Annotated in this window: 13 protein-coding genes; 7 read left to right on the forward strand and 6 right to left on the reverse strand. The window is 55.9% G+C overall.

The window, feature by feature from the left end:
- Positions 1-342 precede the first annotated feature (342 nt).
- From G9Q84_RS02680 to G9Q84_RS02710, 7 genes are all read left to right on the forward strand, one after another.
- Complete coding sequence (locus tag G9Q84_RS02680) at positions 343-1,896, forward strand: ABC transporter substrate-binding protein (RefSeq protein ID WP_375803695.1); 1,554 nt, start codon at positions 343-345, stop codon at positions 1,894-1,896.
- Positions 1,897-2,067: 171 nt separating this feature from the next.
- The gene (locus tag G9Q84_RS02685) at positions 2,068-3,483 is read left to right on the forward strand and encodes an OprD family outer membrane porin (RefSeq protein ID WP_032886229.1); all 1,416 of its coding nucleotides are present in this window, start codon (positions 2,068-2,070) and stop codon (positions 3,481-3,483) included.
- An 80-nt stretch (positions 3,484-3,563) separates the two neighbouring features.
- Positions 3,564-5,162: an ABC transporter substrate-binding protein gene (locus tag G9Q84_RS02690; RefSeq protein ID WP_095183824.1), complete on the forward strand. Its 1,599-nt coding sequence runs from the start codon at positions 3,564-3,566 to the stop codon at positions 5,160-5,162.
- A 76-nt stretch (positions 5,163-5,238) separates the two neighbouring features.
- Complete coding sequence (locus G9Q84_RS02695) at positions 5,239-6,249, forward strand: ABC transporter permease subunit (protein WP_003171721.1); 1,011 nt, start codon at positions 5,239-5,241, stop codon at positions 6,247-6,249.
- 10 nt (positions 6,250-6,259) lie between these two features.
- Positions 6,260-7,171 (forward strand): ABC transporter permease subunit, encoded by a 912-nt coding sequence (locus G9Q84_RS02700; protein WP_032886481.1) that lies wholly within the window; start codon positions 6,260-6,262, stop codon positions 7,169-7,171.
- Between the two features lie 10 nt (positions 7,172-7,181).
- Positions 7,182-8,150 carry an ABC transporter ATP-binding protein gene (locus tag G9Q84_RS02705; protein WP_095183823.1) on the forward strand — a complete coding sequence of 323 codons (969 nt, stop codon included), beginning with the start codon at positions 7,182-7,184 and terminating at the stop codon, positions 8,148-8,150.
- A complete protein-coding gene (locus G9Q84_RS02710; protein ID WP_095183822.1) occupies positions 8,150-9,121 on the forward strand; it encodes a peptide ABC transporter ATP-binding protein in 972 nt (323 codons plus the stop codon). Before G9Q84_RS02705 ends, G9Q84_RS02710 begins: the two co-directional genes overlap by 1 nt.
- Positions 9,122-9,219: 98 nt before the next feature.
- Here G9Q84_RS02710 and G9Q84_RS02715 read toward each other — a convergent pair whose 3' ends face one another.
- The 6 genes from G9Q84_RS02715 to G9Q84_RS02740 all read right to left on the reverse strand — a co-directional run bounded on the left by G9Q84_RS02715 (position 9,220) and on the right by G9Q84_RS02740 (position 15,590).
- Positions 9,220-9,480 (reverse strand): hypothetical protein, encoded by a 261-nt coding sequence (locus G9Q84_RS02715; protein WP_122764732.1) that lies wholly within the window; start codon positions 9,478-9,480, stop codon positions 9,220-9,222.
- Positions 9,481-9,576: 96 nt separating this feature from the next.
- On the reverse strand, positions 9,577-9,822 hold the full coding sequence (locus tag G9Q84_RS02720; protein ID WP_099601121.1) for a hypothetical protein: 246 nt from the start codon (positions 9,820-9,822) through the stop codon (positions 9,577-9,579).
- Positions 9,823-10,130: 308 nt separating this feature from the next.
- Positions 10,131-11,330 carry an MFS transporter gene (locus G9Q84_RS02725; RefSeq protein ID WP_122752407.1) on the reverse strand — a complete coding sequence of 400 codons (1,200 nt, stop codon included), beginning with the start codon at positions 11,328-11,330 and terminating at the stop codon, positions 10,131-10,133.
- Positions 11,323-12,357, reverse strand: a complete 1,035-nt coding sequence (locus G9Q84_RS02730) for a hypothetical protein (protein WP_233896952.1) — start codon at positions 12,355-12,357, stop codon at positions 11,323-11,325. The genes G9Q84_RS02725 and G9Q84_RS02730 overlap by 8 nt, the downstream gene beginning before the upstream one ends.
- A 27-nt stretch (positions 12,358-12,384) precedes the next feature.
- A complete protein-coding gene (locus G9Q84_RS02735; RefSeq protein ID WP_181642853.1) occupies positions 12,385-13,758 on the reverse strand; it encodes a DUF6002 family protein in 1,374 nt (457 codons plus the stop codon).
- Between the two features lie 248 nt (positions 13,759-14,006).
- Positions 14,007-15,590: a peptide chain release factor 3 gene (locus G9Q84_RS02740; RefSeq protein WP_181642854.1), complete on the reverse strand. Its 1,584-nt coding sequence runs from the start codon at positions 15,588-15,590 to the stop codon at positions 14,007-14,009.
- Positions 15,591-15,871 lie beyond the last annotated feature (281 nt).

A 15,871-nucleotide genomic window follows, 5' to 3' on the forward strand; every position in this document is an offset into this window, starting at 1 on the left:
CGACGTTTCGTAACGTCGCCGTTATTACATCCGCCTGGCCCTTAGGAAATTGACCACGTTCGCAGCCGATGCTTCCTACAGCAACGAACTGCGAAACGGGACTCCGTTGCCTACAGGGTCAATCCAATTTGGCGCATTTACTGTGAAGTCCGCGACCCATAACGTCGTAGGACAGCAGAGGCTCCGACTTGGGAAAGGCACTTGCTGTGTGTGGGATCAGTGATGTCTCCCTGGCTTTGCGCCTGGGTGATTGCTCGCTGATGACAACTACAAACAAGGATCGGGATCGTCATGCGCCATACCACCGTTCTATCCGCCATTTTTGGCACAAGCCTGCTGGCCATGGCCACCATGAGCCACGCCGCCGACAAGAAGAGCCTGGTGTTCTGCTCGGAAGGCAGCCCGGCAGGTTTTGACACCGCGCAATACACCACCGCCACCGACAACGACGCGGCCGAGCCGCTGTACAACCGGCTGGTTGAGTTTGAAAAAGGTGCAACCAACGTACAGCCTGGGCTGGCGACCAAATGGGATATTTCCGAAGACGGTCTGACCTACACCTTCCATTTGCGTGAAGGGGTGAAATTCCACAGCAACAAGGAGTTCAAGCCGACGCGCGACTTCAACGCCGACGACGTGCTGTTCACCTTCAACCGCATGCTGGACCCCGACCACCCTTTCCGTAAGGCCTACCCCACCGAGTTTCCGTACTTCAACGGGATGAGCCTGAACAAGAACATTGCCAAGGTCGAAAAAACCGACGCAAACACCGTGGTGATGACCCTGAACACGGTGGACGCCGCGTTCATACAAAACATCGCCATGAGCTTCGCTTCGATCCTCTCAGCCGAATACGCCGAGCAGTTGCTCAAGAGCGGCAAGCCCAGCGACATCAACCAAAAACCGATCGGCACTGGCCCGTTCGTGTTCCAGCGCTATCAGAAAGACTCGCAGATCCGTTACACGGGCAACAAACAGTACTGGGACCCGAGTCGAGTTCAGCTCGATCAACTGATTTTCGCCATCAACACCGACGCCTCGGTGCGGGTGCAGAAGCTCAAGGCCGGGGAATGCCAGGTGACCTTGCATCCGCGTCCGGCTGACGTCGATGCGCTCAAGGCCGACCCGAAGCTTCAACTGCTGACCAAGCCGGGCTTCAACCTCGGTTACATCGCCTACAACGTGCGCCACAAGCCATTCGACCAGCTCGAAGTGCGCCAGGCGCTGGACATGGCGGTGAATAAGCAGAGCATCCTGAATGCCGTGTACCAAGGCGCGGGGCAACTGGCGGTCAACGCCATGCCGCCGACGCAATGGTCTTACGACGACACCATCAAAGACGCCGCCTACAACCCGGAAAAAGCCAAGGAACTGCTCAAGGCTGCCGGTGTGAAGGAAGGTACCGAGATCACCCTGTGGGCGATGCCGGTGCAACGGCCGTACAACCCCAACGCCAAGCTGATGGCCGAAATGCTGCAAAGCGATTGGGCCAAGATCGGCCTGAAAGTGAAGATCGTCAGCTACGAATGGGGCGAGTACATCAAGCGCACCAAGAACGGTGAGCACGATATCAGCCTGATCGGCTGGACCGGCGACAACGGTGACCCGGACAACTGGCTGGGCACCCTCTACAGCTGCGACGCTATCGGCGGGAACAACTACTCCATGTGGTGTGACCCGGCGTACGACAAGTTGATCAAGCAAGCCAAGGTCGTCACCGACCGCGAACAAAGGACTGTTCTCTACAAGCAGGCTCAGCAATTGCTCAAGCAGCAAGTGCCGATCACGCCTGTCGCCCACTCGACGGTCAACCAGCCGTTAAGCACCAAAGTCGAAGGGTTCAAAGTGAGCCCCTTCGGCCGCAACGTGTTCTCGGGCGTCAGTATTACCCCATAAGAAAATAACCGGATTGCAGGAGAGCGAAGTCAGCTCTCCGGCAAACGTGCAGCCTTTTATTGGGATTTTTCCTACGGCAAACGTTTGCAAGTGCCTGAGCGAGTTACACACCAATAGTCGGTTCACCTAAAAAGACCGGCATAAAAAAAGAGAACCAAAGGAGCTTCACCCATGAAACTGAGCAGCAAAGCGCTTCTGGCCCTGGCCATCAGCACCATCACGGCAACCGCCTACGCTGAAACCCAAAGCCAGGACTTCGTTCCTACCACGTTGGCCGGCACCAGCGCCCAAAGCGAGGCCAAAGGCTTTATTGACGGTCAAAGCCTGGGCGGCACCACGCGTAACTGGTACTCGAACGAAAAATTCAACCGCAACACCCGCATCACCTATTTCAAGGATAAAGGCGACCTGACCAAGACCAGCATTTCCCGTCGTTACAACTGGGACCAAGGCACCATCCTCAATTACACCTCGGGGTTTACCCAAGGCACCGTTGGGGTCAGCACCGAAGTTGCGGCCTACAACGTGATCGCTCTGATCCGTGATCAAAAAGACATCGGCGGCGGCTCCAACCGCACCCTGGCCCACGACCGCGGTGACGCGGTGGACCAGTGGAGCAAACTGGGCCTGGCCAACGTCAAGTTCCGCGTATCCAACACCACGCTGACCGCCGGCCGCCAGAACTTCAGCAGCGGCATCGTCGACACCATCGGCAACCGTGCCCTGCCGTCGAGCTTTGAAGGTGTGAGCTTCAACAGCGAAGAATTCAGCAACCTGTCGTTCCAGGGCGGCGTGTTCGATCGCGTTTCGCCACGTACCGAACAGAGCCTGTCGAAGTTCCGCAGTGAGTACAACAGCAAGGGCGCAGCGGGCGTCGAGACTGACAAGGTTTACACCCTGGGCGCTAACTACCAGCCGCTCAAGAGCCTGAAAACCAGCTTCTTCGCAGCCAACGTGAAGGACTTCTGGAACCAGTACTACTTCGGCGCTACCCACGAGCTGGGTGACAGCTCGGTACTGGGCCTGACCACCGGCTTCAACTACTACAAAACCGTCGATGAAGGCAAAAAGCTGATGGGGGATATCGACAACGATACCTACTCCCTGTCCCTGGGCCTGACCCACCAGGCCCACAGCCTGACGTTCTCGTACCAGCAAGTGAACGGTAACGAGTACTTCGACTACCTGCACGAAACCAACGGTATCTACCTGGCCAACTCCCTGACGTCGGACTTCAACGGCCCGAACGAGAAGTCCTTCCAGGTTGCCTACGGTATCAACATGGCCGAATACGGCGTGCCTGGCCTGAAGTTCAACATCTACACCGCTCGCGGCTGGGGCATCGACGGTACGCACTACACCGGCAACCGCGGTGTAGAGAACAAAGGCTACGACGGTGTCCAGGCTCAGGATGGCGAACACCACTATGAATACGGTGTTGGCGCGTCTTACGCCCTGCAAAGTGGCCCGCTCAAAGCCACCACCATTCGCGCCACCTACGTAGCGCACCGTGCTAGTGAACAACAGTCTGACGGCAACCTGAACGAATTCCGTCTGGTTACCACCATCCCGTTCAACATTCTTTAATTAGCGCCAGGTAAACGGCGGGCTCAGGACGAGCCCGCCGTTTACGCTTGTCTGGTCCCATCGATTGCAGAGGGCTCTGAATGAAAATGCTCCCGCTACAAGCTGCCGTTGCCGCAGCGCTGTTAAGCGTCGCTATCGGCGTATCGGCCAAACCCCTGGTGGTCTGCACCGAAGCCAGCCCGGAAGGTTTTGACCCGGTCCTTTACACCACCGCCGTCACCGCCGATGCCGCCGCTGAAACCATGTTCAACCGTCTGGTCGACTTCAAGCCAGGCACCACCGAAGTGGTGCCTGCACTGGCCAAAGACCTGCCAGAGATCAGCGCCGATGGCCTGACCTACACGTTCCACCTGCGTGACGACATCAAGTTCCACACTACCGACTACTTCAAACCCACGCGCAACCTGAATGCCGATGACGTGCTGTGGAGCTTCCAGCGCCAGCTGGACCCGAATCACCCTTGGCACAACAAGTCCGTCGTGGGCTATCCCTACTTTGAAAGCATGGGCTTCAAGGAACTGCTCAAGAGCGTAGAGAAGACTGACGATCACACCGTCGTCTTTACCCTGACTCGTCCTGAAGCACCGTTTTTGGCCGACCTGGGTATGGCGTTCTCTTCGATCCACTCCGCCGAATACGCCGACCAACTGCTCAAGTCCGGTAAGACCGACGACCTGAACGCCAAGCCGATCGGTACCGGTCCGTTCATCTTCACGCGCTACGCCAAGGACGCCCAGGTACGCTTCAAGGCCAACCCGGAGTATTTCCGTGGCAAGCCGGCAGCAGATCCGCTGATCCTCGCGGTCACTACCGACAATAACGTACGCCTGCAGAAGCTCAAGGCGAACGAATGTCAGATCGCGCTGTTCCCCAAGCCCGATGACATTCCAAGCATCAGGAAAGACCCGAACCTCAAGGTCGATGAACTGGCGGCGATGACCACCAGTTACACCGCAATGAACACCACTCACAAGTACATGAGCGATGCACGGGTTCGACACGCGATCAATATCGCGTTCGACAAAGCAGGCTATACCGAAGCCCTCTTCGGCAAAGGCAATGCGGTCGTGGGCACCGGCCCGTATCCACCGACTTTGCTGGGTTTCAATACGAACCTGAAAAACCCGCCCCGCGACCTCGACAAAGCCCGCGCCCTGCTCAAGGAAGCCGGTGTACCGGAAGGCACCGAGTTCACCCTGTTTACCCGTAACGGCGGCGGCCCAACCAACCCCAACCCGATGCTCGGCGCCCAGCGCATGCAGGCGGATCTGGCGCAGGTTGGCTTGAAGGTGAATATCAAAGTCATGGAATGGGGCGAGATGCTCAAGCGCGCTAAAAACGGCGAGCACGACATGGTCTCGGCTGGCTGGGTAGGCGATAACGGCGACCCGGACAACTTCCTCACGCCCAACCTGAGTTGCGATGCCGCTAAAAACGGCGAAAACTACGCCCGCTGGTGTAACAAAGAGTTTCAAGCCCTGATCGACAAAGCCCGCGCAATTGATGAACCCGCGGCTCGGGCTGCGCTCTATGAACAAGCACAGGACGTTTTCGAAAAGGACCAACCATGGCTTCCCATGGCTTACCCGAAACTGTTCACCGCCATGCGTAAAAACGTAGAAGGCTTTACCCAAAGCCCTCTAGGTACAAATAACTTCGCCACCACCCAGGTGAAGTAAATAAGAGAAACGCTCGGCGCCGTCCACCAGGACGGTGCCGAACCTGCCTAACCGGCTGATTGAGGTACACACCAAGATGTTTAGTTTTATTGCCCGCCGACTGGGGTTATTGATCCCCACGTTTTTCGGCATCACGTTGCTGACGTTTGCGTTGATTCGCATGATCCCCGGCGACCCCGTCGAAGTCATGATGGGCGAACGACGAGTCGACCCCGAGATGCACGCACAGGCAATGGAGCGCCTTGGCCTTAACAAGCCGCTGTATGCGCAATATTTGGACTATGTCGGCAAACTCGCCCAAGGCGACCTTGGCGAATCGCTGCGTACCCGTACCAGCGTGTGGACCGAATTCACCGCCCTTTTCCCGGCGACCCTGGAACTGTCCATGGCCGCCCTGTTGTTCGCCGGTATCCTGGGCCTGTTGGCCGGGGTGATCGCGGCACTCAAGCGAGGATCCCTGTTCGACCACGGGGTGATGGGCATCTCCCTCGCGGGCTATTCGATGCCGATCTTCTGGTGGGGCCTGATCCTGATCATGTTCTTCTCGGTGAGCCTGGGCTGGACCCCGGTTTCCGGGCGTATCGACCTGCTCTACGACATCGAGCCGCGCACCGGCTTCATGCTGATCGACACCCTGCTGGCTGACGAGCCGGACGCGTTCTGGGATGCGCTGCACCACCTCATCCTGCCGGCCATCGTGCTCGGCACCATTCCGTTGGCAGTGATCGCACGGATGACCCGTTCATCCATGCTCGAAGTGCTGCGTGAAGACTACATCCGTACCGCCAAGGCCAAAGGCCTGTCGCCGGCACGCGTGGTATTTGTCCACGGCCTTCGTAACGCGCTGATCCCGGTACTGACCGTGGTCGGCCTGCAAGTCGGCACCCTGCTGGCCGGTGCGGTACTGACCGAAACCATCTTCTCGTGGCCCGGCATCGGCAAATGGCTGATCGAAGCCATCGGCGCGCGGGACTACCCGGTGGTGCAAAACGGCATCCTGCTGATCGCCTGTCTGGTGATCCTGGTGAACTTCGTGGTGGATATCCTCTACGGCTTCGCCAACCCACGCATCCGTCACCAGCGCTGAGATCATGACCATGACCACACCTACTCCCGTGTCAGCAGTCGATCAAAGCCTGCTGTACCCGTCCCCGTACAAAGAATTCTGGCAAGCCTTTTCCAAGAACAAAGGCGCGGTTGCCGGCCTGTTCTTCATGTTGTTGATCGTGTTTTGCGCGATCTTCGCGCCGTGGGTTGCACCCCACAACCCGAGTGAGCAATACCGTGACTTCCTGCTCACCCCGCCGTCGTGGCTGGAAGGCGGGCAGATCCAGTTCCTGCTCGGCACCGACGAGCTGGGCCGTGACTTGCTCTCGCGCTTGATCCAGGGTTCGCGCCTATCGTTGCTGATCGGTTTGTCGTCGGTGGTGATGTCGCTGATTCCGGGCATCCTGCTGGGCCTGTTCGCCGGCTTTTTCCCGCGCCTGCTCGGCCCGACCATCATGCGCTTGATGGACATCATGCTGGCACTGCCGTCGCTGCTGCTGGCGGTTGCCATTGTCGCAATCCTCGGCCCTGGCCTGATCAACACCGTGATCGCCATCGCTATCGTCTCGCTGCCGTCCTATGTGCGTCTGACCCGCGCGGCGGTGATGGGCGAGTTGAACCGTGACTACGTGACCGCCGCTCGCCTCGCCGGTGCCGGCCTGCCACGCCTGATGTTCATCACCGTGCTGCCTAACTGCATGGCACCGCTGATCGTGCAGGCGACCCTGAGTTTCTCTTCGGCGATTCTCGACGCTGCCGCGTTGGGCTTCCTCGGTTTGGGCGTTCAACCGCCAACCCCTGAGTGGGGCACCATGCTGGCTTCGGCCCGTGACTACATCGAACGCGCCTGGTGGGTGGTGAGCTTGCCTGGTTTGACCATTTTGCTCAGCGTGCTGGCAATCAACTTGATGGGTGACGGACTGCGCGATGCGCTGGACCCGAAACTCAAGAACGCCGCCTGAGGAGATTCCCATGTCACTGTTAGAAATCAAGAATCTCAACGTACGATTCGGCGACAAGACCGCCGTGCCAGTGGTCGATGGCCTCGACATTTCGGTCGACAAAGGCGAAGTCCTGGCGATCGTTGGCGAATCGGGCTCGGGTAAATCCGTGACCATGATGGCGCTGATGGGACTGATCGAGCATCCCGGCATCGTTACCGCCGACGCCCTGAACTTTGACGGCAAGGACATGCTCAAGCTGAGCAACCGCCAGCGCCGCCAGATCGTCGGCAAAGACCTGGCGATGGTGTTCCAGGACCCGATGACTGCGCTGAACCCGAGCTACACCGTGGGTTTCCAGATTGAGGAAGTGCTGCGCCTGCACCTGAAAATGTCCGGCAAGCAAGCGCGCAAGCGTGCCATCGAGCTGTTGGAAAAGGTCGAAATCCCAGGCGCCGCCAGCCGTATGGACGCCTACCCGCACCAACTGTCCGGCGGCATGAGCCAACGTGTGGCAATCGCCATGGCCATTGCCGGTGAGCCCAAGCTGTTGATCGCCGATGAGCCGACTACCGCGCTGGACGTGACCATCCAGGCACAGATCATGGACCTGCTGCTAGCCCTGCAGAAAGAGCAGAACATGGGCCTGGTGCTGATCACCCACGACCTCGCCGTCGTGGCGGAAACCGCCCAGCGCGTGTGCGTGATGTACGCCGGCCAAGCCGTGGAAGTCGGCCAAGTGCCGCAACTGTTCGACATTCCGGCACACCCGTACAGCGAAGCGCTGCTCAAGGCGATCCCTGAACACAGCCTCGGAGCTACGCGCCTGGCCACGCTGCCGGGTATCGTGCCCGGCCGCTATGACCGCCCGCAGGGTTGCCTGCTGTCGCCGCGTTGCCCGTATGTGCAGGACAGCTGCCGTCAGACACGCCCGGGCCTCGACCCTAAATCCAACAGCCTTGCACGCTGCTTCTACCCCTTGAACCAGGAGGTGGCGTAATGGCCGTCGTTCTTACCGCCCGCGACCTGACCCGTCACTACGAAGTGTCCCGTGGCCTGTTCAAGGGCCACGCCACCGTGCGCGCCCTCAATGGTGTGTCGTTCGAACTGGAAGCCGGCAAGACCCTCGCGGTTGTAGGCGAGTCGGGTTGCGGCAAATCTACCCTGGCCCGTGCACTGACGCTGATTGAAGAACCGTCGTCCGGCTCCTTGAAAATCGCCGGTCAGGAAGTGGCCGGCGCCGACAAGGCACAGCGCAAGCAATTGCGCAAAGACGTGCAGATGGTGTTCCAGAGCCCGTACGCCTCGTTGAACCCGCGCCAGAAGGTCGGCGATCAACTCGGCGAGCCGCTGTTGATCAACACCAATCTGTCCGCCGCCGAACGCCGCGAAAAAGTGCAGGCGATGATGAAGCAAGTGGGCCTGCGCCCTGAGCATTATCAGCGCTACCCGCACATGTTCTCCGGTGGTCAGCGCCAGCGCATCGCCCTGGCCCGCGCCATGATGCTGCAACCGAAAGTGCTGGTGGCGGATGAACCGACCTCGGCACTGGACGTGTCGATCCAGGCGCAGGTACTCAACCTGTTCATGGATTTGCAGCAGGAATTCAACACGGCCTACGTGTTCATTTCCCACAACCTGGCGGTGGTGCAGCACGTCGCGGATGACGTGATGGTGATGTACCTCGGCCGTCCAGTGGAGGTGGGCCCTAAAGAAGACATCTACGCGCGCCCTTTGCACCCGTACACCCAGGCGCTGTTGTCGGCCACCCCTACCATTCATCCGGATCCGAACAAACCGAAGATCAAAATCGTCGGCGAGTTGCCCAATCCACTGAACCCGCCGTCAGGATGCGCTTTCCACAAGCGCTGCCCGTACGCGACGGCGCGGTGCAGCAGCGAGGAGCCGCAATTGCGCGCCTTGGATAACCGGCAGGTGGCTTGCCACTATGCCGAGCAGTTCGTGGCCTGATCCCCACAAAAAAGGCCCTGGGGTTTCACTCCAGAGCCTTGCTTGAGTTCTACAGCCCTTCCCGCCAGGTTGCGCATCAGCCTGGCAGGAGGGGTTTTTTATGTCTGGCTGTCGCCTTCATCGTCCGGGTCATCGCTGTCCGGATCGTCGGTGGTGGAGTCTTCATCATCCTTGCTGCCGCCTTGGTCTTGATCACCCGGTTCAGCCTCGGACTTCGCCAGTTGCAGATCCTGTGCACTGTGCACCGCCGACAGCGCAACACCGCCCTGCGCCGGGTTATGCGCCCAGGCCGTCGACATCCCTAACGACAACAGCACCAGCACCTTTATCAACAACACTACGCGTTGAAAAATACTCATGGTTGATTCCGTCCAGTCAGTAGGTGAATCCCGCGCGGCAGCTGTTCAGCCCCGCCAGCGTTGACGCTAGCCCCGATACGGTGTTTGCGCCAGGGCTCAGGTGTCGCCATCGTCGTAGGTTTCGCTGTCTTCGCCTTCGTTGTAAGGGTTTTCCGCATCCTCCTTTGGCGCAGGCTGAACTTGCGGCTGCCAACTGCCGGAGTTGACCTCGTTTTGCTTCTTCTTGGTGACAGGGCCGGTGTCCTTCCACTGCGGCGCTCCTGCGCCCGCCAGTGCCGGAAGGGCCGTCAGCCCCAGAGCGGCCAGCAACACCAGGGGGATAGCGCGTTGAACATTTCGCACGGTGGTCTCCTTTACAGTCGGTGGGTAAACGCTAGACCCGATGCAGGCTTCTCGCCAATCCCATGCCTGTTGAAAGCAAAAATGTGGGAGGGGGCTTGCCCCCGATAGCGTAGTGTCAGCCCCGAATGTACTGGCTGACACACTGCTATCGGGGGCAAGCCCCCTCCCACATTTGTTTTGCAACGCCCAAGAAGAAGGGCGAAGCCATCACAGCTTCGCCCTTCTTCTTACCGCTCAGACCTTAATGGTGCTCGCGAGTAGCCCGGAATTTCACATCCGGCCAACGCGCCTCCATAAATGCCAGGAGTCTATAAGGGTTCGGGTTCGAAACGAGTAGCTTGATAGATAAAGGGCATTGAACACATTGCCAATGTAGCTGTTACCACCCAAATGCTATGCCCACCGAACAAACCGTAAATTTGTCCGCCCAATGCCGGACCAAAAACGGCACTGGCACTCCAGCAAACAGAAAAAAGCCCGAAGTAATGCCCGCTTTTACCAGATTGCGCAAACTGCATAACAAGTACGCTTAGGGTCGGCAAAAATAGAATTTCGCCAAGCGTCCAAAGTGCAGTTGATATAAAAACATAAAATGGATCAGAGCCAAAAGGCAACATACTTAGCCCAACAGCAAGCAGCAGACTGCCGGTTAAAATCTGGCGACGAGCCCCCCAGCGCTCAGTCCAGTGAGAAATTGGAATTTGCAGTACCACAATCAACCCAGCATTCAATGCAAATTGCCATCCTATAAAGTCCGCACCGAGGTGATAGTAGTCGATCAAGTAATTCCCAAGCATGCTGTAGATCGGTTCAAAGGCAAGTCCAAGTAAAACGCTGGCCGCCAATAGCCAGAGAAAAGATCGGTCTCTGTAGGGCTTTTGGGAAGTCTTATTGAAGTCGTCTGGAACACACGACACTTCTACAGTTCTATGTAAAATCGAATAGGCAAACCACAGAAGCCCAGAAAACATCACCGCAGCACTGACAAAAAACAACCATCGAAAGTCGATTTGTGCCAATGCACCGCCCATCACCCCTGCAACCGCCATTCCTAAATTCGCTGCGACGCGATTCAATGCCTGGGCCCGAGGCCTTTCCATCACATCACAATATTCCATGATTAAACGTTGGTGCAGTGTTCGAACGGCCCCATCAAATACACCGCCTAATACCAGAAGCCCAGCAAGCACATACATATTCGTACTAAGCCCCAAGAGAACCAGTACGATGCCACATCCGAATAAAAGTATTAGAGTAAGTTTTGCGCAAGGGACATGATCACTTAATAAGCCCCCACCCAACGAACCTACTAAAAGGCCGACACCATAACCCGACAACAACCAGCCGACCCATTCAATAGGCAAACCCAGAATTTGACGGAGATACAGCGCCATAAACAGCTTGACCATGGCGCTCACTCGATTAATAAAAATCAGTGATGCAAGCACCCAAGCCACTTGACTGAAATAATGATTAAGTCGAGAGGCAAAGAAATTAAACCTAACCATATAGCGAATCCAAATCCCGAAACACCGCCCCATCTATTCCGCTTGACTCGAACGGAATATCTAAGCGCGCAACATTATTTGCATCGTAAAAATATAGCGCCTTTAACGACTTACACCCAGCCTCTATTAACAGAGGGTTATTTATTAAAAAATACCTGACTGAGGGGCTAAGTGCTGCCATCCGAATAAGCAAACGCCAATCACCGAAATTATTTTCCGGAATAACAGCTCTCGTACCAAACCGTTTTTTATATTGAAACGTCCCCTTAGTCAGAAATGGCTCGCACCCCTGAAAATCAACATAGTCAATAGCTGAACTATTCGCCGCCCACTCTATAATTGAGTGATAAACAAAGTTTTGAGAGCCGTTAACCCGATAAGTACCGCTCCCATTTTTAACTCCGATTAGCCGAGCATTTAGTATCCGACCAGACTTATCAATTTGCGAAACGCTTCCCGCGACCCACTCCTTGGCATCGTATATCCGAAACAACACGCCTTGTTTGAACAAGCGAGCGTATGCTTCTTTTTCCTCGACGCTACGCGCCAGATCTCCATAGCGACTCTTCATCGTTGGCAAATGCATCGAGTGATAAAACTCAAAAAAATCATGATCTTCAAACGAAACATTGTAATGAAATCCCTGAGCGACACATTGCTCTCGCCGCTTACCCTCTCTCTTAGACAGCTGGCTCTTTATGTCATCCCAGGGTCCAGACACATCAACCGCCTGATGGATACGACTTACCCCCACAACATCACTGTCCAGCGCAAAGTGGCTAATGATCGTCTTAGGGGCCATTAGACATAACATCTCGCTTTTGACTATTTGCAGAAAGCATTCAAGCTCCCTCCATTCAAAAGCGCCTTGACGGACTACAGATGAACGTTCGAAAAAACGCTCTTCTATAAACGGCGCAATATAGACCAACCCCTCTCTGACACCCACATATGTAATTTCAGCCTCTTCACCTAATACAGAGTACCCCTTGACAACGCGAAAATGGCATAACTTATCTACCGACATACTCACAACCCAACTTTATGCTTAACGCTAGCGAAAAAAAGCCAGCATTTCTTCAGCAGTGTTTATATAAGTCAAACCATTTGTAGGGATGCGTTTATAATCCTGACATGAGTAGGAGCCAGAAGCATGTATGGTACATCCGTTACTCGGCGTTAATAATCCACGATCAATTGCATTCAAACACCCGCAGAGCGCCATGACTAATGACCACTCCTTGAGATCCCGAGGGTCTGAGGGTAGCTTCACCGGGGTATTCGCTAATAATTGCACGCACTCGCTATAACGCTGCAAGCATTCATGAAGAGATACAACAATACCTGAACCGCCGCCTTCTCTTATTGCTGCAGTCATCTCATCAGCAGTAGTAGGCTGATGTGTATAAAAAGTTGGTTCAAGGACCTCACTTGGACTCCAAGTCGTAGTAGGGAAATGTGGGGATGCTGATTGCCCCCATAGTCCGCCGACCAAACGTGAATAGCGAGGCGTAGACGTTCCGGAAAAATCACCATCCAGCATGTGGAGTACCATGTCACTTGTAGCCAAATGCTGGACCAATAGAAATGATGGCGATGCTACAGCGTGTTTGTTCTCCCTTAAAAATTTTACCCCTGACAAATAGCCTAAGAGTCCATATGCGCTTGAGACTGCATGCACATGTACTGTTTTTCTGCCCACATCCCAGGCGTCTCCGTATTCGAAGTCAAAAAAAGCTCGGGTTTGGTCAGAAAAGCGGTAGTTTTCAAGGCGTAGCGAATGCCATAACTTTAGGTCGCTGATCCCTGCCTTAGAAAACGCCTCCTTAAAATCCTGACCGATCACCTTCACTCGTTCTGGCGAGTCCGTATCTAGCACGAAAATTGGATTTAGAGCACGAAGCCTCGGGTTGTCATATAGTTCTGTAGATCTAAGTTTTTCGACAGTTTGGGTTGGGGTCAGTGTAATAATCCTCAGTTGTGTTTCATCAACCAATTTTGCTTGCAGGGCACGCAGTACAGCGTCGCGCAATGCTATTGCCTTATTTCCCGAGGAAGGTGAAAACAGTAAAATCCTCTCCCCTGTTTTCTGGATATGACAGATCGCGCGAGCAACTATCAGGGTCGATGCAAGTGTTTTCGTTGTTTGTGTATTTGGATTTCCTCTCAGATCAAGTAAGCGTAGTGGTACGTCCCTATACGCTCCAAGCTCAAAAAACTGCGCTGTCGCTACTGAAAGAAATTGGCGCATAGGCTCATTTAATAACGGCAGTTCCATTGAAGGTTCGAACCCGCCATTAGAGCTAGGCGATTCAAAACCGGCAGAACTTTGTGAAAGTAAATCGTAGTAGCGTTCTAGAATAGCGACCCTTTCATTGACTCTTCCTTCCACGCTTCTTAACGCCGCTGCCGGGTTAGCATTATCCATCTGTAGTTACTCCATAAAATAGGGTAGCGCGACATGGAAGCTAGACGTAGGAAAAACCCTTGTCATCATGAAAATCAAGACGAACAAAGAAATAGAATAGAGCTACTTATATGAAGGATTTGGACTACTGCTTTATAAGAAAAAAACCACAGATAAATATTTAGAAAACCACTATGGCACTCATCGGGAGGTCCCACAAAAAAGGGCGAAGCCATCACAGCTTCGCCCTTCTCCTTACCGCTCAGACCTTAATGGTGCTCGCGAGTAGCCCGGAATTTCACATCCGGCCAACGCTCTTCCATCAGCGCCAGGTTGACCCGTGTCGGCGCCAGGTAGGTCAGGTGACCACCGCCGTCGACCGCCAGGTTTTCCACAGCCTTGTTGGAGAACTCTTCCAACTTCTTCTTATCGCTGCAATCGATCCAGCGCGCCGAGTACACGGTGATTGGCTCGTAGGAGCATTCGACCTTGTATTCCTCTTTCAAGCGGCTGGCGACCACATCGAACTGCAGCACGCCGACAGCGCCGAGGATGATGTCGTTGCTGCGCTCGGGGAAGAACACCTGGGTGGCGCCCTCTTCCGCCAGTTGCTGCAGGCCTTGGCGCAGTTGCTTGGATTTCAGCGGGTCACGCAGGCGTACGCGGCGGAACAGTTCCGGGGCGAAGTGCGGGATACCGGTGAAGCCCAGCGCTTCGCCTTCGGTGAAGGTGTCGCCAATCTGGATGGTGCCGTGGTTGTGCAGGCCGATGATGTCGCCGGCGTAAGCCTCTTCGAGTTGTTCACGCTCGGAGGAGAAGAACGTCAGGGCGTCGCCGATGCGTACGTCCTTGCCGGTGCGCACGTGGCGCATCTTCATGCCTTTTTCGTATTTGCCGGAGCAGATACGCATGAAGGCGATACGGTCGCGGTGTTTCGGGTCCATGTTCGCCTGGATCTTGAACACGAAACCGGTGAATTTCTCTTCGACCGGCTCAACCGTGCGCTCGTTGGCCACACGGGCCAAAGGCTTCGGCGCCCAGCCCACGACGGCGTCGAGTACATGGTCGACACCGAAGTTGCCCAACGCGGTACCGAAGAACACCGGAGTCAGTTGGCCGTCGAGGAATTCCTGCTGATTGAACTCATGGCAGGCGCCCTGCACCAGTTCCAACTGGTCGACAAAACGGTCGTACTCGTCACCCAGATGGGCGCGGGCTTCGTCCGAGTCGAGTTTCTCGATGATCTTGGTTTCGGTGCGTTCGTGACCGTGGCCGGCGGTGTAGACAATGATGTAGTCATCCGCCAGGTGGTACACGCCCTTGAAGTCGCGGTAGCAACCAATCGGCCAGGTTATCGGCGCGGCCTTGATCTTCAGGACTGCTTCGATTTCATCCAACAGCTCGATCGGGTCGCGGATATCGCGGTCGAGTTTGTTGATGAAGCTGACGATAGGTGTATCGCGCAGGCGGCATACGTCCATCAACGCGATGGTCCGTGGCTCAACGCCCTTACCGCCGTCGAGGACCATCAAGGCCGAGTCCACCGCAGTCAGGGTGCGGTAAGTGTCTTCGGAGAAGTCTTCGTGGCCCGGGGTGTCGAGCAGATTGACCATGTGGTCGCGATACGGGAATTGCATGACCGACGTGGTAATGGAAATACCCCGTTGTTTCTCCATCTCCATCCAGTCGGATGTCGCATGGCGGTCGGATTTGCGGGATTTCACCGTGCCGGCCACAGCGATCGCCTTGCCCATCAGCAGGAGCTTCTCGGTGATGGTGGTTTTACCGGCATCGGGGTGGGAAATAATAGCGAAAGTGCGGCGTTTCGCGACTTCGGCGGCCTGGTGGGTCATGGGAAATCGCCTGGCAGGTGAGTCAAAAAAGGGCGGCGAGTATAGCGCAAACCCCGGGGGCCGGACCACCGTTCACCCGATTGGGGGTGGCTAAATGCTGCCAAGTATGGAACCTTTTAAAAGGTAGAGACGTCCACTCCCCTGCTACCGCACTCGGAACAGGGGCTGATAAATCAGCAAGTTAGCCTGACGAGGCTGCGCTCATGGCTCGGATTGATACCGCGTTGCCGGTATGGACGAGCTGCTTTTCGCGACCACATTCGCCGACAGCCAGGAATGGC

The organism is Pseudomonas sivasensis, assembly GCF_013778505.1.
GTDB lineage: Bacteria > Pseudomonadota > Gammaproteobacteria > Pseudomonadales > Pseudomonadaceae > Aquipseudomonas > Aquipseudomonas sivasensis.